This window comes from Agromyces zhanjiangensis, from assembly GCF_040496055.1.
GTDB classification, from domain to species: domain Bacteria; phylum Actinomycetota; class Actinomycetes; order Actinomycetales; family Microbacteriaceae; genus Agromyces; species Agromyces zhanjiangensis.
This window is the reverse complement of record NZ_JBEPKB010000004.1, coordinates 191,030-211,627: the sequence shown is the minus strand read 5'-3', so window position 1 is coordinate 211,627 and position 20,598 is coordinate 191,030. Positions and strand designations below refer to the sequence as shown.

16 protein-coding genes are annotated in these 20,598 nt (G+C 72.9%); 8 read left to right on the top strand and 8 right to left on the bottom strand.

Translation table 11 applies throughout. The annotated features are described in order from the left end of the window. Nucleotides 1-153: 153 nt before the first annotated feature. Both ABME02_RS10075 and tdh read right to left on the bottom strand, forming a co-directional pair. Nucleotides 154-1,347: a glycine C-acetyltransferase gene (locus ABME02_RS10075; protein ID WP_353815158.1), complete on the bottom strand. Its 1,194-nt coding sequence runs from the start codon at nt 1,345-1,347 to the stop codon at nt 154-156. 2 nt (nt 1,348-1,349) lie between these two features. Continuing rightward, nucleotides 1,350-2,393 (bottom strand): L-threonine 3-dehydrogenase, encoded by a 1,044-nt coding sequence (gene tdh / locus ABME02_RS10070; protein ID WP_353815157.1) that lies wholly within the window; start codon nt 2,391-2,393, stop codon nt 1,350-1,352. 488 nt (nt 2,394-2,881) lie between these two features. Here tdh and ABME02_RS10065 point away from each other — a divergent pair, with 488 nt between their 5' ends. Continuing rightward, nucleotides 2,882-4,189, top strand: coding sequence for an MFS transporter (locus ABME02_RS10065; RefSeq protein WP_353815156.1), 1,308 nt, complete (start codon nt 2,882-2,884; stop codon nt 4,187-4,189). A gap of 40 nt (nt 4,190-4,229) precedes the next feature. Here ABME02_RS10065 and ABME02_RS10060 read toward each other — a convergent pair whose 3' ends face one another. Then, complete coding sequence (locus tag ABME02_RS10060) at nt 4,230-4,796, bottom strand: dihydrofolate reductase family protein (RefSeq protein ID WP_353815155.1); 567 nt, start codon at nt 4,794-4,796, stop codon at nt 4,230-4,232. Between the two features lie 66 nt (nt 4,797-4,862). Between ABME02_RS10060 and nucS the strand changes: the two genes are divergently transcribed. The 3 genes from nucS to ABME02_RS10045 all read left to right on the top strand — a co-directional run bounded on the left by nucS (nt 4,863) and on the right by ABME02_RS10045 (nt 9,483). Next, nucleotides 4,863-5,558: an endonuclease NucS gene (nucS, locus tag ABME02_RS10055; protein ID WP_353815154.1), complete on the top strand. Its 696-nt coding sequence runs from the start codon at nt 4,863-4,865 to the stop codon at nt 5,556-5,558. Between the two features lie 67 nt (nt 5,559-5,625). Then, entirely contained in the window at nt 5,626-6,312 is a 687-nt protein-coding gene (locus tag ABME02_RS10050; protein ID WP_353815153.1) for an HAD hydrolase-like protein, read from the top strand. A 366-nt stretch (nt 6,313-6,678) separates the two neighbouring features. Continuing rightward, nucleotides 6,679-9,483, top strand: coding sequence for an immune inhibitor A domain-containing protein (locus ABME02_RS10045; RefSeq protein ID WP_353815152.1), 2,805 nt, complete (start codon nt 6,679-6,681; stop codon nt 9,481-9,483). 96 nt (nt 9,484-9,579) lie between these two features. On the opposite strand, the gene ABME02_RS10040 is transcribed toward ABME02_RS10045, so the two are convergent. Further along, nucleotides 9,580-10,257 carry a TetR/AcrR family transcriptional regulator gene (locus ABME02_RS10040; RefSeq protein WP_353815151.1) on the bottom strand — a complete coding sequence of 226 codons (678 nt, stop codon included), beginning with the start codon at nt 10,255-10,257 and terminating at the stop codon, nt 9,580-9,582. A 154-nt stretch (nt 10,258-10,411) separates the two neighbouring features. Between ABME02_RS10040 and ABME02_RS10035 the strand changes: the two genes are divergently transcribed. The 3 genes from ABME02_RS10035 to ABME02_RS10025 all read left to right on the top strand — a co-directional run bounded on the left by ABME02_RS10035 (nt 10,412) and on the right by ABME02_RS10025 (nt 13,904). Continuing rightward, a complete protein-coding gene (locus tag ABME02_RS10035; RefSeq protein ID WP_353815150.1) occupies nt 10,412-11,335 on the top strand; it encodes a carbohydrate kinase family protein in 924 nt (307 codons plus the stop codon). Between the two features lie 231 nt (nt 11,336-11,566). Continuing rightward, nucleotides 11,567-13,306: a hypothetical protein gene (locus ABME02_RS10030; protein WP_353815149.1), complete on the top strand. Its 1,740-nt coding sequence runs from the start codon at nt 11,567-11,569 to the stop codon at nt 13,304-13,306. Between the two features lie 73 nt (nt 13,307-13,379). Next, nucleotides 13,380-13,904 (top strand): hypothetical protein, encoded by a 525-nt coding sequence (locus ABME02_RS10025; protein WP_353815147.1) that lies wholly within the window; start codon nt 13,380-13,382, stop codon nt 13,902-13,904. A 108-nt stretch (nt 13,905-14,012) separates the two neighbouring features. On the opposite strand, the gene ABME02_RS10020 is transcribed toward ABME02_RS10025, so the two are convergent. Further along, nucleotides 14,013-14,540 carry a DedA family protein gene (locus ABME02_RS10020; RefSeq protein ID WP_353815146.1) on the bottom strand — a complete coding sequence of 176 codons (528 nt, stop codon included), beginning with the start codon at nt 14,538-14,540 and terminating at the stop codon, nt 14,013-14,015. Nucleotides 14,541-14,689: 149 nt separating this feature from the next. On the opposite strand from ABME02_RS10020, the gene ABME02_RS10015 reads away from it, so the two are divergent. Next, nucleotides 14,690-16,225: a leucyl aminopeptidase family protein gene (locus tag ABME02_RS10015; RefSeq protein ID WP_353815145.1), complete on the top strand. Its 1,536-nt coding sequence runs from the start codon at nt 14,690-14,692 to the stop codon at nt 16,223-16,225. Between the two features lie 39 nt (nt 16,226-16,264). Here ABME02_RS10015 and ABME02_RS10010 read toward each other — a convergent pair whose 3' ends face one another. The 3 genes from ABME02_RS10010 to ABME02_RS10000 all read right to left on the bottom strand — a co-directional run bounded on the left by ABME02_RS10010 (nt 16,265) and on the right by ABME02_RS10000 (nt 20,540). Then, the gene (locus ABME02_RS10010; protein ID WP_353815143.1) at nt 16,265-16,936 is read right to left on the bottom strand and encodes a DUF2461 domain-containing protein; all 672 of its coding nucleotides are present in this window, start codon (nt 16,934-16,936) and stop codon (nt 16,265-16,267) included. A 13-nt stretch (nt 16,937-16,949) separates the two neighbouring features. Next, a complete protein-coding gene (locus ABME02_RS10005) occupies nt 16,950-17,483 on the bottom strand; it encodes a glutathione peroxidase (RefSeq protein WP_353815142.1) in 534 nt (177 codons plus the stop codon). Between the two features lie 93 nt (nt 17,484-17,576). Beyond that, a complete protein-coding gene (locus ABME02_RS10000; RefSeq protein WP_353815141.1) occupies nt 17,577-20,540 on the bottom strand; it encodes a helix-turn-helix transcriptional regulator in 2,964 nt (987 codons plus the stop codon). Nucleotides 20,541-20,598: the final 58 nt, after the last annotated feature.

The following is a 20,598-nucleotide window of genomic DNA, read 5'->3' as shown; positions in this document are numbered from 1 at the left end:
TCGGGTCGATCGCCGCATCCCCGCCGTCCGACGACCGTGGCGGTCGGCGGCGCAGGCGCCGTGCGCGCGACGCGGATCGCGCGTCGGCGCACCATCGACGCTACGCCGACCGCTCCGAGTCCACAGCCCCCTTGCGTGCCGCGATCCGATCCGTCACGCGGGCGCGGCCGCGAGCACCGCGTCGCGCGCGGCCGAGAACGCCGCGACGCAGCGCCGGATCTCGTCCGGCGAGTGCGCTGCGGAGAGCTGCACGCGGATGCGCGCCTTCCCCTTCGGCACGACCGGGTACGAGAACGCGGTGACGTAGACACCGCGCTCCTGCAGCGCGTCGGCGATGCGCGCGGTGAGCGCCGCGTCGCCGAACATGACCGGCACGATCGGGTGCTCGCCGGGCAGCAGGTCGAAGCCGGCATCCGTCATCAGCTCGCGGAACAGCGCCGCGTTCGACGTGAGCCGCTGCCGCAGCTCGCCCGACTCGCTGACGAGCCGCAGCGCCTCGATCGTGCCCGCGACGATCGCGGGGGCGAGCGTGTTGGAGAAGAGGTACGGGCGGGCGCGCTGGCGCAGCAGGTCGACGATCTCCCGCCGGGCGGCGACGTACCCGCCGGACGCCCCGCCGAGCGCCTTCCCGAACGTGCCGGTCGTGATGTCGACGCGGCCCTCGACCCCGCAGTACTCGGGCGTGCCGCGCCCGTGCTCCCCGACGAAGCCGACCGCGTGCGAGTCGTCGACGAAGACGAGCGCGTCGTACCGCTCGGCCAGGTCGCAGATCTCGCGGAGCGGCGCGATGTAGCCGTCCATCGAGAACACGCCGTCGGTGACGATGACGCGGCGGCGCGCGCCCGACGCGGCGACGAGCTGGGCCTCGAGGTCGGCGAGGTCGCGGTTCCGGTAGCGGAACCGCTGCGCCTTCGACAGCCGGATGCCGTCGATGATCGACGCGTGGTTGAGCTCGTCGGAGATGATCGCGTCGTCGGGCCCGAAGAGCACCTCGAAGACGCCGCCGTTGGCGTCGAAGCACGACGAGAAGAGGATGGTGTCGTCGTAGCCGAGGAAGTCGGACACCGCGCGCTCGAGTTCGAGGTGGAGCTCCTGCGTGCCGCAGATGAATCGGACGCTCGCGAGCCCGTAGCCCCACTCGTCGAGCCCGCGATGCGCGGCCGCGACGATGCGCGGGTCGTCGGCGAGGCCGAGGTAGTTGTTCGCGCAGAAGTTCAGCACCGTGCGCCCCGCGACCTCGATCTCCGAGGACTGGGGGCCGTGGATGCCTCGCTCGCGCTTGGTCAGGCCCGCGGCCTCGATCTCGTCGAGCTCGGCGCGCAGCTGCTCCTTCACCGATCCGTACACGTTCAGACCTCCGTCCAGTCGAGGATGACCTTGCCCGCGCCGCCCGATGCCGCTGCGTCGAACGCGGCCCGCCACTCATCGGCGGGGTAGCGGTCGCTGATGATGGATGCCACCCGCTCGCGCAGCTCGGCGCTCGTCTGCAGCATGGCGCTCATCGAGTTCCACGTCTCGAACATCTCGCGGCCGTAGATGCCCTTGAGCGTGAGCATGTGGGTGACGACCTTGCCCCAGTCGACCGCGAAGGGCTCGCTCGGCAGGCCCAGTAGTGCGATCCGGCCGCCGTGGTTCATGTTGTCGATCATCTCGGGCAGCGCCTTCGCGGAGCCCGACATCTCGAAGCCGATGTCGAAGCCCTCGCGCATGCCGAGTCGCGGCTGCACGTCGCGCACGCGTTCGCGCGAGACGTCGACCGTGGCATCCGCCCCCATGCGCATGGCGAGCTCGAGCCGGGCCGGGCTGATGTCGGACGCGACGATGAAGCGGGCGCCGACGTGGCGCGCGACCGCGATCGACATGAGGCCGATGGGGCCGCAACCGGTGACGAGCACGTCCTCGCCGACGAGGGAGAAGGCGAGCGCGGTGTGCACGGCGTTGCCGAAGGGGTCGAAGATCGCGCCGACCTCGGGGTCGACGGCGTCGTGGTGCACCCAGACGTTCTCGCCGGGCAGCACGACGTACTCGGCGAACGCGCCGTCGCGGTGCAGGCCCACGCCCTTGGTGCGGATGCACATCTGCCGGCGGCCGGCCCGGCAGTTGCGGCACATGCCGCAGACGATGTGCCCCTCGCCCGAGACCCGGTCGCCGACGGCGATGTCGTGCACGAGGTCGCCGACCTCGACGACCTCGCCGTAGAACTCGTGGCCCGGGATCAGCGGCGTGCGGATCTCCGAGGCGGCCCAGTCGTCCCACTTCTCGATGTGGAGGTCGGTGCCGCAGATGCCGGTGCGGAGCACCCGGATCTTGACGTCGGCCGGGCCCGTCTCGGGCTCGGGGCGGTCGACGAGTTCGAGTCCCGCGCCGGGCGCGGACTTGAAGAGGGCCTTCATCGGCGTTGGTGTCCTGACTTCGTACGGGCGCCTCGCGGGGTGTGCGGGTGCCGGGCTCGCCCGCCGAGGGTCACGGCGCGCGTCGAGGTGACCCGATCATCGTAACGAGCGGAGTGAGCGGATGACGCGGTGCGGCTGTCGCGGACGGGCGCGACCCGGGTGCGGACTCGACGGCCGGGCCGCGCGTGCGGGCGGGTCGGGCGGTCGGGTCGGTGCCGCCGGGGACGTGGACGAGGACGGCGCCCCTTCCGGTGGCGTCCGTCCTCGATTGCGGTCATCATCACACGGCCCCCGGGTGCGCCGGTACCCCCCGTTTCGCGCTTCCCGGCGTGTCGCGAGTGCGATCCGGCCCAGGCGGTTGCGCGCGATCCGGCCCAGGCGGTTGCGCGCGATCCGCACCCGCGGCTATTCTCGAATCGATTCGACTCGAATCGATTCGATTGCAGCGCCGATCCCGGCTCGCAGACGACCCCGACGACGAGGCAGTAATGTCGCAGCACCGAGACCACGCAGACACCATGAGCGAGCACGACCAGCACGCCCCCGGAACCGACGACGCCGACACGCGCGCCGCGGCATCCGCCCGCCCGCGCCGCGAGCTGGTCGCGTGGCGCAACGCGATCTTCGCGATCTTCTTCCTCTCCGGCTTCGGCCTCGCGAGCTGGGTCGCCCGCATCCCCGCGCTCCGCGACGCCGTCGGGCTCAGCACCCAGGGCGTCGGGCTCGTCATCCTCATGGGCTCGATCGCCTCGATCGTCGGCCTCGTCGCCGCGCCGTGGCTGATGGCCCGGTTCGGCGCCCGGCTCGGCATGGTCGGCGTGCTCGCCACCGCGGCGGCCGGCCTCGTCTCGGTCGGCCTCGGCGGCTCGGCGCTGCCCAGCGTCGCGCTCATCGTCCTCGGCCTCGCGCTGTTCGGGTTCGGCAACGGCGCGGTCGACGTCATGATGAACGTCGAGGGCGCCGAGGCCGAGCGCGAGCTGGGCAAGACGGTCATGCCGCTCATGCACGCGTTCTTCAGCTTCGGCACGGTCGCCGGCGCGGGTCTCGCGGCCGCGGCATCCGCCCTCGCCGTCCCGACCGCGATCCACCTCGGCGTGATCGCGGGCCTCATCGCCGTGGGCATCGTCGTGGCGGTGCGGTTCGTTCCCCTCCGCGAGGAGCTCGGCGACGACACGCACGGCGACGCCCCGCGCGAGCCGCTCGGCGTCCGCATCCGCCGCAGCCTCTCGGTCTGGACCGACGTGCGCCTGCTCCTCATCGGCGTGGTGATGCTCGGCATGTCGTTCGCCGAGGGCAGCGCCAACGACTGGATCGCCCTCGCCGTCGTCGACGGCCACGGACTCGACGCGACGACCGGCGCCGCCGTCTTCACGGTGTTCACGATCGCGATCACCGCGGCACGCGTGCTGGGCGGCCCGTTCATCGACCGCTTCGGCCGTGTGCTCATGCTGCAGGTGATGGCGGGCATCGGCGTCATCGGCCTCTCGCTCTTCATCTTCGGCACCGAGCCGTGGATGCTCGTCGTCGGCACGCTGCTCTGGGGCATCGGGTGCTCGCTCGCGTTCCCGGTCGGCATGTCGGCCGCGGCCGACGTGCCGGATCGAGCGGATGCCGCGGCCCGCGTCTCCGCGGTCGCGATGATCGGCTACTGCGCGTTCCTCGTCGGCCCGCCGCTCATCGGCTTCCTCGGCGAGCAGTTCGGCATCCTGAACGGCATGCTCGTGCTCCTCGGCCTCATGGTGATGGCCGGCATCGCCGCGCCCGCCGCGCGCGAGCGCAGCCGTCGGATCGGCTGACGCCGTGCGGACCGGCCCGCGTCGACCGAGGCGGGCCGGCTCAGGCCCGGGGCCGGTAGCGCAGGCCCACGACCCCGCCGTCGTACCCGCGCTGCTCGACGAGCTCGAGGCCGACCGGCACGGGGGCCGGGAACGCCGGGGTCCCGCCCCCGACGACGACCGGGTGCACGTGCAGCGAGACCTCGTCGACGATGCCGGACGCGAGCGCCTGCGACGCGAGTTCGGGCCCGCCGACGGCGACGTCGCGATCGGATGCCCCGGCGAGCGCGCGCACCTCGTCGGGGTCGAAGGTCCGTGAGAGCCGCGTGCGCGGCGCGGCGGCGAGGTCCTCCTCGTCGAGCGTGCGCGAGCACACGACCTTGTCGGCGCGGGCCCAGATCCCGGCGAAGTCGCGCACCGCGTCGCCCTGGTCGGCCAGGTCCATCACGTCCCACGCCCGGAGCACCTCCCAGACGCGGCGGCCGAGCACGAACGTGCCGACGTTCCGCACGTCGTCGTTGATGGCCGCATGCACGTCCTCGCCCGGCACCGCCCAGTCGAACCGGCCGTCCCGGTCGGCCACGTACCCGTCGAGCGACATCTGGTTGCCGTAGACCACGCGCCCCATGACGCCCCCGTCCCGTCGTGGGCCGCGCCCCCGGCGGCCGCCTCACGTCCAACGTAGACTCGTCGGGTGCGTCTCGTCATCGCCCGCTGCTCCGTCGACTACGCCGGCCGGCTCTCGGCGCACCTGCCGCTCGCGACCCGCCTGCTCATGGTGAAGGGCGACGGGAGCCTCCTCGTCCACTCCGACGGCGGCAGCTACAAGCCGCTCAACTGGATGAGCCCGCCGTGCACGCTCGCCGCCGCCGAACCGGACGACGACCAGCGCGCGGCCGGCGTCACCGAGGTGTGGAGGGTCACGCACGCGAAGACCGCCGACCAGCTCGTCGTGTCGATCCACGAGGTGCTGCACGACTCCGCGCACGACCTCGGCGTCGACCCGGGGCTCGTGAAGGACGGCGTCGAGTCGCACCTGCAGAAGCTGCTGGCCGAGCAGATCGAGCTGCTGGGAGACGGCTACCGCCTGGTCCGTCGCGAGTACATGACCGCGATCGGGCCGGTCGACATCCTGGCGACGGATGCCACGGGCGGCTCGGTCGCGGTCGAACTGAAGCGCCGCGGCGACATCGACGGGGTCGAGCAGCTGACGCGCTACCTCGAACTCATGAACCGGGACCCGCTGCTCGCGCCCGTGGCGGGGGTGTTCGCGGCCCAGGAGATCAAGCCGCAGGCGCGCACGCTCGCGGAGGACCGCGGCATCCGCTGCGTCGTGCTCGACTACGACGCGATGAGGGGCGTCGAGAGCGGACACGCGCGGCTGTTCTGAGCCGGCGTTCAGCCGGCACCCAGCATTCCCGAGTGTTCCTCGGATTTGGTCGGCCTAGTATGACGCGGTGACTCTCCCCCTCCCCACCACCACCGTCGCTCCCCCGCGCGAGTGGTCCGCCGTGCTGTTCGACCTCGACGGCACGATCGTCGACTCCGCGAGCGAGATCATGGACTCCCTCGCGCACATGTTCACCGAGATGGGCGTGCCGGTGCCCGACCGCGACACGCTGCGCTCGTACGTCGGGCCGCCCCTGCTCGACAGCCTCCGCATGACCGCGGGCTTCAGCGACGTCGACGCGTGGGAGGCGCTGAACGTCTACCGCGACCACTACGACGAGCACCTGCTCCACTCCCCCGTCTTCCCGGGCGTCGAGGGCGTGCTCCAGGCCGTCAAGGCCGCCGGCGTACCGATCGCGCTCGCCACGAGCAAGCCCGAGTCGATGGCGCGCGCCGTGCTCGCCCACACGGGCCTCGAGCGCTACTTCACGGTCGTCGCGGGCGCCAGCGACGACGAGGAGCGCAGCACGAAGGCCGACGTCGTGGCGGAGGCGCTCCGCCGGCTGGACGACCGCGGCGTCGACACGTCCGATGCGGTGATGGTCGGCGACCGCGGGTACGACCTGCTCGGCGCGGCCGCGCACGAGGTGCCGACGATCCTCGTCGAGTGGGGCTACGGCTCCCCGGAGGAGGCCGCCGACGCCCTCGCCGTCGTGCACTCGGCCGACCAGCTCCGGGCCCTGCTCGTCGGCTGACCCGCCCCCGGGCCGCGGCACGCGGCATCCGTTCTCGCGCCCGGCTTCGGCCCCGGCGCGGACGGCCCGAGGCAGGGTGCGACGCGCGCGACCCCGCCGCGCGACCGCCCGGACCGCGGCGCTCCCGGCCTTCCCCTGCACGGGCCATTCCCCACGGATGCTTCGACTCCGCCCCGTCCTGTCGCAGCATCCGCTTCGAAACCCCCTCCAACACGAGAAAACCTCGATAGCAACGATTCGGTGGTCACTCCTTCCGGAGCCTTCCCTCCGCCCCCGTGCGGGGGGCAGGATGCCGGGTACGTCCGCCCACCGGCGGACGACGTTCGTGTCCCGTGATCACCGTCGCGGGCACTCGGAGGGAGAAGCATGTCAGGGAAGACCAGCCGCGCGCGTCGCCGCGCGGTTGCGACGATCCCCGTGCTCGCACTCGCGGCCGCCGGCTTGGCGACCGTGGGAACGAGCACGGCGACCGCCGCACCGGCACCGGTCATCGGTGCCGATGAGTACTACATGAACTACGCCGCACCGCGTGCGGAGGCCGCGTTCACGACCGACGAGGCCGTGGACGCGACCATCGACGGCACCGCGAAGGCGGGCGCCGTGAGCGGCTCGGTGGCCGAACTGTCGGCCGCACTCGACGAGAAGTACGCGCAGGGCAACCCGGCCACGGCTCGCCAGCTCGCGAAGCTCGAGGCGAAGTCGATCGAGACCGGCAAGAGCCCGAAGGCGCTGAAGAAGGCGAAGGCGACCCAGGAGGCCAAGCTCCTGACGATCCTCATCGAGTTCAACGACCAGGCGAACGACGACTTCAGCGACAGCTGGGTTCCGGAGTACTGGGGCGCGTCGACGTGCAAGCCCGGCGAGGTCGTCAACGGACCGCTCCACAACAACATCCCGAACCCCGCGGACTACCCGCTCGAGGACAACAACTCGATGTGGGTCGAGGACTTCTCCCCCGAGCACTTCGACACGATGCTCTACACCGACGAGGGCATCACGGAGCGCGTGCGCCCCGACCTCACGGGCCCCGACGGGAAGCCCGGCATCGACATCTCGGGCTACACCATGAAGTCGATGTACGAGGAGATGTCGCACGGCGCCTACACCGTGACCGGTGAGGCGACCCAGTGGGTCACGCTGCCGCACTCCGAGGGCTGGTACGGTGCCACGCGCTGCTTCCAGAACGACGAGGGCGAGTGGGTCGCCGGCGCCTACCAGGGCATGCAGGGCCACCCCGACAACCCGATGGGCGCGAACCGCCTGCCGATCGACGCCGTGGCCGCCCTCGCCGAGGCGCAGCCCGACTTCCCGTGGGCCGACTACGACATCGAGGACCAGTCCGACCGCGACGGCGACGGCGACTACTACGAGCCCGACGGCGTGATCGACCACGTCGTGCTCGTGCACGCCGGCGAGGACAAGTCCGGCGGCGGCGGCGCCGAGAGCACCTACGCCATCTGGGCGCACTCCTCGGCCGTCCCCGGCGGCGCCGACATCCCCGGCACCGACCTCAAGCTCTCGAACTACATCGTGCAGCCCGAGGACTCGGGCGTCGGCGTGTTCGCGCACGAGTACGGCCACGACCTCGGCCTGCCCGACCTGTACGACGTCTCCGGCGCCGGCAGCTCCGATGTCGACTTCTGGGACCTCATGTCGTCGGGCTCGCACTCCGGCCCGATCTTCCAGTCGATGCCGACCCACATGGGCCTCTGGGACAAGTGGGTCCTCGGCTGGGCCGACCCGAAGGTCGTGAACCCCGGTGACGACACCCAGACCATCAAGGTCGGCCAGTCCTCGCGGCCCAAGAAGGGCACGCAGGACGGCATCAAGGTGAACCTGCCCGACAAGGTGATCACCCTCGCCGAGCCGCACAGCGGCGACAACATGTGGTACACCGGCGCCGACCAGGACTGGGCCGACATCCGCCTCTCCCGCACGGTCGACGTTCCCGCGGCGACCGACGCGAAGTTCTGGATGTGGAACGACTACGTCATCGAGGAGGACTGGGACTACGGCTTCATCGAGGTCTCGACCGACGGCGGCTCCACCTGGACCGAGCAGAAGGTCTACGCCGAGGACGGCTCCGAGGTCACCACGAGTGACGCCTACGGCGACCCGAACGGGCGCCTCGGCGACTACGGCGGCAAGAAGTACGGCCTGACCGGCCACACCGACGGCTGGGAGCACCACTACGTGGACCTCACCCCGTACGCCGGCACCTCGGTGCAGCTGCGCCTCCGCCAGGCCACGGACGCGGCCTACCTCGACCGCGGCTGGTTCGCCGACGACTTCGAGCTGGTCGCCGACGGCGGCACGGTCTGGAGCGACGACGTCGAGTCCGGTGACAACGGCTGGACCAACGAGGTCTCGACCTTCGTCGACTCGACCGGCCCCGGCTGGCGCATCGACACCGGCACCTCGGTCAAGGCGCAGTACTACCTCGTCGAGTGGCGCAACTTCGACGGCTTCGACGAGGGCCTGAAGTACGGCTACAACACCGTCTACAGCGACGGCGCCTGGAAGGTCGAGAAGGTCGCCTACAACGCGCCCGGTGCCCTGGTCTGGTACCGCGACACGACGTACGGCAACTCGAACCAGATCATCTCGAACGAGTCGGCGCTGCCGAGCTACGGCGCGAAGGGCGGCCTGCTCATCGTGGACAGCCACTTCGACCCGCTGCAGCGCACGGGCGACGCCGCGGACGCCGACCCGTCGACGCTCAACGTGATGCCCTCGCGTGCGCAGTCGTCGAACGCGGCGTTCGGCCTCACGAAGACGCACCCCTTCACGGAGTGCTTCACGCTGGCCGACCCCGAGACCGAGTACTGCACCGAGATCCCCGCCCTGCCCGCGGTGAGCACCTTCACCGACGACCAGGGCTGGGTGCCCGGCCTCGCGTACAACCCGGCGAACGGCGGCCTCTACTACCGTGACCGCGACGCCTCGGTGGTCGTGCCGTCGGTCGGCAACGCGATGTACTCGCTGCCGATCTACGACATGGAGGGCAACCCGTTCCCGGCGCTCTACGGAGCCACGGTGGCCGGATTCCCGCTCGGCACGGGCAACCCGGCCGACGACGGCGTGGGCTTCGGCACCGTCATCTCGGTGAAGAAGGCGCTCACGGGCAACACCGCGGCGCTGATCGAGGTGACCCCGCCCTCGGCGGGCTGATCCCGAGCGACCCGAACCGGCGAGGCGCCGGCCCCTTCGGGGGTCGGCGCCTCGTCGCGTACCGGGAGCGTGCGCAGGGGTCGCCGGGTGGGCGACTCAGCCGCGACCGGCGGGAGCGGGCGCGAGCAGCCCGTCGAGCAGGCGCTCGACGCCCCAGGCGAACCGGGCCTCGGCATCGTCGCCGAGCTCGCGCGAGCGATCGCCCAGCGGGAAGGCCTCGGCGTCGTCCCAGAGCGTCGCGGATGCCGCGGGCGACGCCTCCGCGCCGGCGGGCGCGTGGTCGTCGCGCGATCGCTCCTCCTCGGCCGCGTCGAACGCGACGGCGCCGAGCACGTGCACCCGCACCGCGTGGGTCGCGCGGCCCGCCGCGACGGCGTCCAGTCCCGCGTCGGCGAACGACGCGAGCAGGCGTTCGTCGAGCCGTCTGGCGTTGGGCCCGTCGAGCGGGGTCGCGAGCAGCAGTCCGACCGCCCCGGGCCGCTCGACGAGGATCGACCGGAGGCCCTCGGCGAGCGCGACGACGCGAGCGCGCGGGAGTGGCGTCGCCGCGGCATCCGCGTCGCTCGTGTCGAGTCGGCCGAGCAGCTGCTCGACCATCCCGGCGAGCAGCGCGCCCTTGTTCGGGTAGTACGTGTACATCGCCGTCGGCGTCAGCCCGAGCACGCCCGCGACGCCGCGGACGGAGACCGCGTCGAACCCCCTGGTCTCGAGCAGCTCGAAGGCGGCGTCGAGGATCTCTGCGTGCGTGAGGCTGCGTCGGGGTCCGGGTCTCATGGGGCCTTCCGTAGGGGACTCGACACACCGTACAGCGTTGCGCCCGACCGGCGGCGCCGAGTCGCGCGCATGGACGCGAGGGCCGGCGCGTGCCACGCTGGAACGCAGCGGCGGGGGTACCCGCGCCGGGACACCGGACGAGGAGGTCCAGCGGATGGCGCAGTCGGACGCTGCACGGATCACGGTCGTGGGCGACGCCCTCATCGACGAGTTGCGAGACCCCACGGGCTCACGCGAGTTCGTCGGCGGCGCCGCGCTCAACGTCGCGGTCGGCCTCGCCCTGCTCGGCGAGGACGTCACGCTCGTGGCGATGCTCGGCGAAGACGAACCCGCCGCGCGGATCCGCACCTTCCTCGCCGACTACGGCGTGCGCCTGGTCGAGAGCCCGTCGGCGCTCGGCACGTCCCGAGCCGTGTCCGACCGCAGCGAGGGCGGCGAACCGCGCTACGTGTTCAACGACGCCGCGCAGCACCGCCGGCTCTCGTTCGACGACGCGACGCGCGATGCGCTCGGCACGGCCGACCTCGTCGTCGTGAGCTGCTACCCGTTCGACGACGCCCAGCAGGTCGACGCGCTGCTCGATGCCGTCGTCGAGCCGGAGCGACGGCTCGTGGTCGACGGCAACCCGCGTGCGGGGATGCTCCACGACCGGGAGGCGTTCCTCGCCGCATTCGAGCGCGTCGCTGCCGCGTCGCTGCTCGTGAAGGCCGGCGATGAGGACGCGGAGCTCCTCGCCGCCGAGCCCCTCGAGGCCTTCGTCCGGCGACTCCGGTCGGCTCGGCCCGATCGCCCGGCGGTGCTCGCCACGGCGGGGCGGCACGGAGCCGACGTGCACCACGGCGACCTCGACGTCCACGCAGACATCGTCGACCTCCCCGGCCGGGTCGTCGACACGATGGGCGCGGGCGACGCGACGCTCGCGGCGATCGTGCACCACGTGGCCCGCGACGGCATGCCGGCCGATCGAGCGGCCTGGGAGGCCGCGCTCGGCGAGGCGATGACGATCGCGGCCGCGACCGTCCGCCACGAGGGCGCGCTGCTGCGCACCGGCGTGAACTCGGCGCAACTGGGCAGCTGACCCGCCGAACTGGGGTATTGCATCGGCCCCGGGGCCGGGTCGTAGACTCGCCCCAACCGCTGATGGCGACATCGGCGCGGTGCGCACCCCCGATCGGCGCCCACCCCCGCGGACCCCGATCTCGGCACCACGCCACGCCCGAGGCGAGCCCCAGTTCACCGGCGCGCGTCACGAGTCGCCCGTCGGATGCCACGCGATCACCCGCGCGAACGGCACGACGAGAGGAGTGGCATGCCCGATGCCGCCGGCGGCCATCCGGCCACCTCGCCGCTCGCGCTCCCCATCGTCGCCACCCCGACCGACGACCAGCTCATCGCGTCGGCGCGCGCCGGGGACGGCTTCGCAGCGGCCCGGCTCTGGCACCGTCACGAGACGGCGGCGGTCGCCGCCGCCGCTGCGACGCCGGGCTCGGCCGACGTCGAGTTCGTCGTGGAGTCGGCCGCGGCGAGGTTCTCGGCCTCGATCCTCGCGCCGGCCGCCCCCACGGGAGCGATGCGCCCGCACGTCCTCGCCGCGGTGCGCGAGGCCGCAGCCGCCGCCGACGGCCGTGGCGGCACGAACCTCGAACACCGGCCGGCGCTCGTCGCCCCCCGGGAATGGTATGCCGACGACCTCCCGGCCGGGCTCGACGACGGCGAGGCGATCGCGGTCGCCTACACCTCGCTCGCCACCGCCGCCCAGGAGGCGCTCTGGCTCACCGAGATCGACGGGCTCCCGCCGGTGGAGGTCGCGGCCGAGCTCGCGCTCACGCCCGGCGAGACCGAGGCCCTGATCGCCACCGCCCACGACGGCATCCGCAACACCTGGATCCGGCAGTGCGCGGCCGCCGCGCCCGCCAGCGTCGACTGCGGCGCCGTGCTCGACGAACTGGGTTCGTCGAGCAGCGCACGAGGGCGGATCCCCGGCAGGATCCGGTCGCACGTCGACTCCTGCGACGGATGCCGCGCCGCGGCCCTGCCCGCCGCCGAACTCGCCCAGCGGCTCGTCGGGCTGGTCCCGCTCCTCGTGCTCGGCGGTGCCTCCGGCATCGCCTTCCTCGAGGCGACGCGCGCCGGCTCGTCGACGGGTGTCGTCGCACCCATTCCACCGCTCGAGGCGCACCGCCCCGTCTTCGCGGCGATGACCGCGGGCGTGGTCGGGGCCGCGTCGGTGGCAACGCCCGGCGCGACGGCCGCGGTCGCGGCACCGAGCGGCGTCGTGACCGGCATCACGCAGCTCCTCCGTTCCACCGCTCGGGTGCCCCGTGCCGCGCTCGTCGCCGCATCCGCGACCCTCGCGGCGGCGGCCGCGGCGGCGGTGGTCGTCGCGGCGATCTCCGGGGGCACGCCGAGCCTCGGATCGCTCGACTCGGCGGTCGGCGCCGACGGCGGTGCCGCCGACATCTCCGCGGCGCCGCCGGGCATGGCCCCACCCGAGATCGTCTCGACCGACGTCCCCGACGAGCCGAGGGCGACGCCGGACGACGGAGCCACGACCCCGCCGACCGACGCCGCGACCGGGCCATCGGCGCCGGACGGAGCCCCGCCGACGCCCAGTGGCGGGTCCACCGGCGCCGACGACGACGCCGACCAGGTCCCGTCCGCCCCGCCGCAGCCGGAGCCCGGCGGCGCGCCGATCGCGAACCCTGGCGAGGGCGTGACGGCGCCGGTGGGCGACCCCGGTCAGCCGAGCGTCGGGCTCTCCTTCACCGTCGGCGAGCCCGGGGACGCGGGATGGCGGCCCCTCACCGTCACCGGCGACCCGGGTGCGGAGTTCACGATCTTCGACCACGGCAGCGTGTTGATCCAAGGCGTGCTCGACGGCACCGGCACCGCGAACTTCGCCATCCGCGGGTCGGTCAACGGCCTGACGATCGGCTACAGCTCGACCTCGGTCGCGGCGGGCGGGACGGGCTCGTTCGACGGCGTCACCGCGAAGTCGTCCGACGCGGCGTCGCCGGGCGCCGGCCAGCGCACCAGGGTGAAGGAATGAGCAACCCCTACCTCCGCGTCGCATCCGGAGGTTACACTCTCCCCTCGTGACATCGGACGAGCGGGGGGCGCACGTGGGAGACCTGGACATCGAGACGACCGGCGACGCACGGGGGATCAGCCGCCGAACGGTCGCGAAGGCGGCCGCGTGGAGCGTTCCGGCGATCCTCGTCGCGGCACCAGCGCCGGCGTACGCCGCGAGCGGCGACGGCGCTCCCGGGGGTGTGACGCTCGCATCCGTCGTCGGCAGCTGCGCCGGAACCGGAGCGAGCGGCACGATCGCCATCACCCTGCCGAACCTCCCGGTCGGGTCGCTCGTCCAGATCGCCCTGACGCACTCCGGTCAGGGCGGCTTCAGCGCCACGCCGAACTTCACCCCCACCAGCCAGAGCGGTACCACCTCTGTGATCACGGGCGCCGGTGCGACCTTCACGGGGCAGTTCACCATCAACTTCTCGCTCGGCACGAACCAGCAGGGCACCGTGACGGCCACTGTGACGGCCCTCTCGGGCGTGACCGTCGAGGGCGACGCCACCGGCTTCGTCACGAAGCGACGCGACGGCAACAGCAGCAACTACAACCAGTGCTCGGCCGGCTGACCGGCTGATCCCGGCGCCGATCGGTCGGTTCCGACGACGTGACCGCGTTCGAGTCGCTCGCGGCGACGCGCTGCACCGCCCTCACGCCGTCGCATCGACCGACCGCGGCTACTCGGTCCGGCCGGCGTCCTCCGGCAGGACCGGGTCGACCGCATCGGCGTGCCGCGCCGAGATCGCACGCGCCCTGCGCGTGGCGAACTCGATGAGCACGAGGAGGGCGGCCACGGCCAGCACGCTGAGGATCGCGGCCACCGGGTCGCGCTGCGCGGCCTGGATGATCGCGTTCACCGTGGCGAGCCCGAGCACGCCGTAGAGCGTGGCCCACATCGCCCCGCCGACGACCAGTGCGGGGATGTACTTGACGAGCGGCATCCGCAGCACTCCCGCGGCGAGGTTCACCGCGGTCTGGAAGCCGACGGTGAGGAAGGACAGGGCCACGACCGGCGCGCCGAACCGCTCGATCACGGCCTCGGCGCGAGCGAGCTGCGGCGCCATCCGCCCTCGCCGTTCGAGCAGCCGCTTGACGCCGGCGCGAGAGCCCCGACCGAGGGCGTAGGTGCCGCCGGCGCGCAGCAGCACGATCAGGAACAGGACGCCGATCGCCGCCGGAAGGGGCCAGCCCTCGAAGATCTCCACCGCACCGCCTGTCGCCGTCGTCGACCGCCGGGGGCGGCGACCGCCGCCCGGACGTCGCGGTCGTGGGTACGCCTCGAGTCTATCGCCGCGGTCCCTACCGGGCCGGGGTCCGCCCCGATAACGTCGGTCCCGAACCTGGAGGAACCACCATGACGCGCAACCCGGTCAAGCTCATCTCCGAGGGCTTCTCGCCCGTCCCCTCGCTGGAGGCATACGAGGCGGTGGAGGTGTCGGCCGTCGAGGAGTTCGGCGGCGGTACCGGTGGCGTGGGCCTCGACGCGATCGGCGTCCTGGTCTTCGACCAGGGGCCGCTCCCCGAGGGCATCGGGCTCGACCGCGATGCGCTCGCTCGGGCGGGATTCGAGGCGAGGGCCGGGCAGGCCCTCATGCTGCCGCAGCCCGGTCACAGCCTGATCATCGTCGTCGGCGGCGGCCCCGAGCCCGAGGCGACGGAGGCCACGCTCCGCGACGCGGGCGCGGCATTCGTCCGGGCGGTGAAGAAGGCGACGACGGTCGGCCTGCGCGTTCCCTCGATCGGGTCGACGGATGCCGCTGCGGCCGCGCGGGCGCTCACCGAGGGTGTGCTGCTCGGGCGCTACCGGTACGACGTGCTCAAGGCGGAGGCGCGCGAGCCCGCGCTCGAGCGCGTCGAGCTCGTCCTCGACGACGTCGACGTGGAGGTCGCATCGGCGGGCATCGCCGAGGGCGTGGTCGCGGCGCGCGCCACAGCGATCTCGCGCGACCTGTCGAACACCCCGCCCAGCCACCTCACGGCGAGCGACATGGCCGACGTCGCCGAGCTGCTCGGCGGACGCTTCGGGTTCGATGTCGAGGTGTTCGACAGGGAACAGCTCGTCGAACTCGGCTGCGGCGGAATCCTCGGCGTCAACGCGGCGAGCGCGGAGGAACCGCGGATGATCGTCCTCGACTTCATGCCGGAGGGCACGGCGTCCGGGCACCTGGGCCTCGTCGGCAAGGGCATCATGTACGACTCGGGCGGCATCAGCCTGAAGCCGAGTGATCCCATGCACCTGCTCATGAAGATGGACATGGGCGGCGCAGCCGCCGTGCTCGGCGCATTCACCGCGCTCCGCGACCTCGGCGCGACCGCTCGGGTGACGGGCTGGCTGATGTGCACCGACAACATGCCGTCGGGCTCGGCGTACAAGCTCGGCGACGTGCTCACCGCGCGGGGCGGGACGACGGTCGAGGTGAAGAACACCGACGCCGAGGGGCGCCTCGTGATGATGGACGGCCTGGTGCTCGCGGCCGAGCACGGCGTCGACGCGATCGTCGACATCGCGACCCTCACGGGCAGCGCGCTGCGCGCGCTCGGCGAGACGCACTCCGTCGTGCTCGGAACGAGCCAGGCCCTCGTCGATCGCCTCGTCGACGCGGGCCGCGCGACCGACGAGGCGACCTGGCAGTTCCCGCTCGTGCGCAAGTACCGCAAGCTCATGGACTCGGACGTCGCCGACATCGCGAACCTCGGCGGCGTGAACGCCGGCGCGACGACGGCGGCGCTCTTCCTCGCGGAGTTCGTCGGCGAGATCCCGTGGGCGCACCTCGACATCGCCGGCACGATGAGCGCCGACAGCGACGACTCGTGGCGATCGAAGGGCGCGACGGGGTACGGCGCGCGACTGCTCGTCGAGCTGGCGAGGGGGTTCACCCCGGTCGACTGACGGATGCCGCCGGCCGCGGCCGGGTTCGGCGCGGCGCCGTCAGACGGAGGGCTCGGCGTGCGAGGCGACCCAGTCGAGCAGGGGCTCGACCGCGTGCCAGACGCGATCGAGGTCGGCCATCGTCGCCTGCGGCGGGAGCGTGCCGAGGCCCGCGAAGTGCGTCATCCGCAGCAACCGTATGCGCGGGTGGTCACGGTCGTACCCGCGCGGCGCGGTCTTGAGGAACGGGCCGGCGAGCTCGAGGCCGTCACCCTCGAGGCCGCGCACGATCGCATCGAGCTCGGCGGCCGCGGGGCCATCCGCCGCGACGGCCTCGCGAGCCCGCTGGAGCTGCTCGCGGGACGGCTCGTAGAGTCCGCCGCCGGCATGCAGCCCCTCCGCGGAGATGGACACGTACACGCCGCCCACGCGGCCGGCCGTCATCGCGCCGTTCAGCTTGTACGGCGACTTGTCGGCGCTGAAGCGCACGTCGCGGTTCGGGCGGAACACCTTGGCGGGTCCGTAGCGCTCGCCGGCGATCGCGGCGAGCCGTTCGAGCGGCAGCCGCACGTGACGCTCGCAGTCCGCGCGATGCGCCTGCCACCAGTCGCGGGAGTTGTCGGCTTCGAGCTCGGCGTAGAAGGTGAACGCCTCCGGCGCGAACAGGCGCTCGTCGGGCGCGTACGCCTCCCCCGGTCCGGCGGATCCGGCCGGCGCACGATCGGCGGTCACGACGGGCTCCCGCTCAGTCCGCAGCCCGGTCGGCGTCGGCCGCGCCGGCACCGCGGTTCGCGGCTTCGGGCAGGGCCCCCTCGATCGCGGCGATGATCGCCGGGTCGTCGGGGACGGTCGTCGGGCGGAACCGGCGGACCTCGCCGTCGGGGAGGACGAGGAACTTCTCGAAGTTCCAGACGACCCGGCCGGCCTTGCCTGCGGCATCCGCGGTCTGCTTCAGCTCGGTGAAGAGGGGGGCCTCGCCGCGTCCGTTGACCTTCACGCGGTCGAGGATCGGGAAGGTGATGCCCCACGTGGTCGAGCAGTACTCGCTCACGGCCTCGTTCGAGGACAGCTCCTGCAGGAACTGGTTGCTCGGGAACCCGAGCACCGTGAAGCCGCGGTCGGCGTAGGTGCGCTGGAGCTCCTCGAGCTGCTCGTACTGCGGCGCGAGCCCGCAGCGCGAGGCGACGTTCACGACGAGCCTGACCTGACCGGACCAGTCGCCGAGGGTGCGGGTGTCGCCGGACATCGTGCGGAACGGGATCGTCTCGAGATCGGTCATGCGGCGCTGCTCCTCGGTTCGGTGCGTCCACGCTATCGCGGGGCGCTGGGAGCCGCCTCGCAGTCCGGGACCGCCCGGCGAGCGGATGCCGCGTCAGCGGGTCGCGCGCGCCAGGTAGACCGCCTCGGTGCGACTCGACGCGCCGAGCTTGCGCAGGATCGCCGAGACGTGCACGCTCGCCGTCTTGCCGCTGATGTAGAGGCGTTCGCCGATCTGCCGGTTGCTCAGCCCCTCCGCGATGAGGTCGAGCACCTGGCGCTCGCGAGCGGTGAGCTCGGCGACCGCATCGGCCGCGTCGTCGGTGCCGGCCACGCCCGCAGCACCCTGCCGGGTGTCGCGATGGGTCGCGCCGTCGAGCGCGAGGCCAGCCTGCATCGCGACGCGCGCGGTGCGCGTCTGCACGGCCGTGACGCCGCCCTCGACCGCGCCGTCGAACGCCTCCTGGAGCGTGTCGCGCGCGGTCTGCCGGTCGCCCGCCTCGAGGAACGCCTCGCCCAGGCGGAGGAGCGCATACGGCCGGAGGAACCTCGGGGCCGTCTCGGCGGCGGCGCGCTCGGCCGCCGCCCGCCACGCGGCATCGGTCGGGTCGAGCTCGGCCTCGACGAACGCCTTCCACAGCGGATGCGTCGGCCAGAACGAGAGCCGGTCGACGAGGTCGCGGAGGGCGGACGCCGACCCGAGGATCTCTGCGGCCTCGGCCTCGGAGACCCGCGAGGGATCGGCCTTGACGGCGGCGATCACGCGGGCGAGCGCCCAGAGCAGCGGCTCGGCGTAGCCCGCGAGCGGCAGCACCTGCTCGTGGAGCACGCCGCGGCCGTCGCGCCAGGCCTGCGACAGGTCGCCGGCCGCGAGCCCGATCTCGACCGCCACGCGGCCGACCGCGAGGCGGGTCTGCATCTCGACCTGCATCACCGGCATCATCGCCGGGCGGACCTGGCGGAAGCGCTCGGCCGCGTGCTCGGCGTCGCCGCGCCAGACCATCGCCCAGAGTTTCGCCCGTTCGAGGTAGGTGCGGACCGGACCGGGCGGGTCGAGCGCGAGCGCACGCTCGATGAGCGCGTCGGCGCGCTCCCATTCACCGAGCGAGAGGAGCGGGTCGACCGCGTTGGAGGCGAGGATCACGCCGGAGCTGCGCTCGACCCCCTGCGCACGGGCGCGGGCGAGCCCCTCCTCCGCGAGGCGGACGGCCTCGGGGAAGTCGCCCACGAGGTGGCGAAGGTCGGAGGAGTTGACCCAGTACCGCAGCAGCGCCGCACCATCGCCCTCGGCGAGCTCGCGCGCGCGCTCCATGTCGGCGAGTGCGCGCTCGACCTCGCCCCGCGAAGCGCGGCACACCGCGCTGATGTTCATGGACACCGACGCGTACCGGGCGAACCCGAGCGACCTCGCGAGCTCGTACGCGGCGTCGGCCATCTCGACAGCCTCGTCGATGCGGGCCTCGATCATCAGGCGGCCGGCGAGCCCGGTCATGATGGTGGCCCGAAGCTCCTCGGAGTCCTCGTCGGGGACTGCGGCGAGCGCCTCCTCGAGGATCTCGATCGAGCCGCCCCGGCCGACGTTGGCGAGGTAGAGCGCCTTGTCCCGCAGCAGTCGCGCGTACTGCGGGTCGCTCCGCGGGCACTCGGCGAGCGCGAGCTTCACCATCGCGACGCTGCGCTCGCCCTCGCCGGCGTGGCGCAATTGCGAGGCGGTACGGCCCATGAGCTCGAGCTTGGACATGCCGGCGATCTGCTCGGCGTCGGGCACCGTGTCCCAGAGTTCGAGCGCGCGTTCGCCGAGCTGCGAGGAGGTCGCGTAGGCCACCGCGGCGCGCGCCTCGCGCATCGCCTGGATGGTCGCGGGGAACGCCCGCATGGGGTCGCGTGCGCCGAGCCAGTGGTAGGAGATCTCGGCGGCGAGGCGGCGCCCGCCTGCCGACGCCTCGGCCTGCGCCTCGTACGCCTCGGCGTACCGCGCGTGGAACCTCGCGCGCTCGCCGGGCAGCAGGTCGGCGAGGATCGCCTCGCGCACGAGCGCGTGCCGGAACGCGTAGTCGTCGCCGTCGATCACGAGCACGCCGTACGTCACGGACTCGCGTGCCGCCGTCTCGAGCGCCTCGTCGCCGCGGCGGTAGACCGCCGAGAGCAGGGAGTGCGGCACGCGCACGCCCCCCGTGGAGAGCAGCCGCAGCAGTTCCTGTGCGTCGTCGGAGAGCCGCTCGTAGCGCGCGAGCAGCAGGTCGCGGAGGGTGCCGGGCACGAAGCCCTCGTCGCGGCATCCGTCGATGCCCACGAGTTCCTCGACGAAGAACGGCACGCCGTCGCTGCGGCGGAACACGGTCTCGAGCACGCGGTCGCTCGGCGCCTCGTCCTCGATGAGGGTGCCGACGAGTGCGCGGACCTCGCTCTCGTTCAGTCGCTCGAGTTCGCGCCGCTCGACCCACCGGTCGCGCTCGGCCTCGGAGAGGAACAGGCGGAGCGGATGCCCCCTGGTGACGTCGTCGGTGCGGTAGGTCAGCAGCATGAGCAGGCGACTCGAACCGAGCGAGCGGAGCAGGAAGCGCAGCAGCGCGAGGGTCGCGGCATCCGCCCAGTGCAGGTCTTCGATGACGAGGACGATCGGGAGGTCGCGCGAGAGGGTCTCGAGGAGCACTGCGACGGCCTCGTGCAGCTGGCCGCTGCCGGCGCCGCCCGGCGTGATCACGATCTCGCCGTTCGTCAGGGCGTCGGATGCCGCGAGCTCGGGCAGCAGTGCGACGAGCGCCGCACGACCCGGGCCGACCGCCTCGAGCGCGCGCTCCGCGCCGACGTGCGCGACCAGCTGCCGGAGCGCGCCCTTCACCGGGGCGTAGGGTGCCGCGACGTCGCCGAGGTCGACGCACTGGCCGACGACCAGGCGGACCTCGGGGCCGAGGCCCGCCATGAACTCGGCCACGAGCCGCGACTTGCCGATGCCGGCCTCGCCGCCGATCACGGCGGTCGCCGGCGTGCCGGCGCGCACGGCATCGAGGAGGGAGTTGAGCCACTCGAGCTCGGCGTCGCGGGCGATCATCGTGGGGCTCGACGAAGAGCTGGTCACACTCATATCGTCCCACGCACCCACGACAACGGCGCCGGCCCCATCGGGCCGGCGCCGT

Bases quoted from the DNA above. Each gene is read 5' to 3' on its own strand.
- ABME02_RS10005 (WP_353815142.1), bottom strand. From the start codon at position 17,483: ATGACCGATCTCGAGACGATCCCGTTCCGCACGATGTCCGGCGACACC.
- ABME02_RS10015 (WP_353815145.1), top strand. From the start codon at position 14,690: ATGACGCGCAACCCGGTCAAGCTCATCTCCGAGGGCTTCTCGCCCGTC.
- ABME02_RS10030 (WP_353815149.1), top strand. From the start codon at position 11,567: ATGCCCGATGCCGCCGGCGGCCATCCGGCCACCTCGCCGCTCGCGCTC.
- tdh (WP_353815157.1), bottom strand. From the start codon at position 2,393: ATGAAGGCCCTCTTCAAGTCCGCGCCCGGCGCGGGACTCGAACTCGTC.
- ABME02_RS10065 (WP_353815156.1), top strand. From the start codon at position 2,882: ATGTCGCAGCACCGAGACCACGCAGACACCATGAGCGAGCACGACCAG.
- ABME02_RS10040 (WP_353815151.1), bottom strand. From the start codon at position 10,257: ATGAGACCCGGACCCCGACGCAGCCTCACGCACGCAGAGATCCTCGAC.
- ABME02_RS10045 (WP_353815152.1), top strand. From the start codon at position 6,679: ATGTCAGGGAAGACCAGCCGCGCGCGTCGCCGCGCGGTTGCGACGATC.
- ABME02_RS10060 (WP_353815155.1), bottom strand. From the start codon at position 4,796: ATGGGGCGCGTGGTCTACGGCAACCAGATGTCGCTCGACGGGTACGTG.
- ABME02_RS10035 (WP_353815150.1), top strand. From the start codon at position 10,412: ATGGCGCAGTCGGACGCTGCACGGATCACGGTCGTGGGCGACGCCCTC.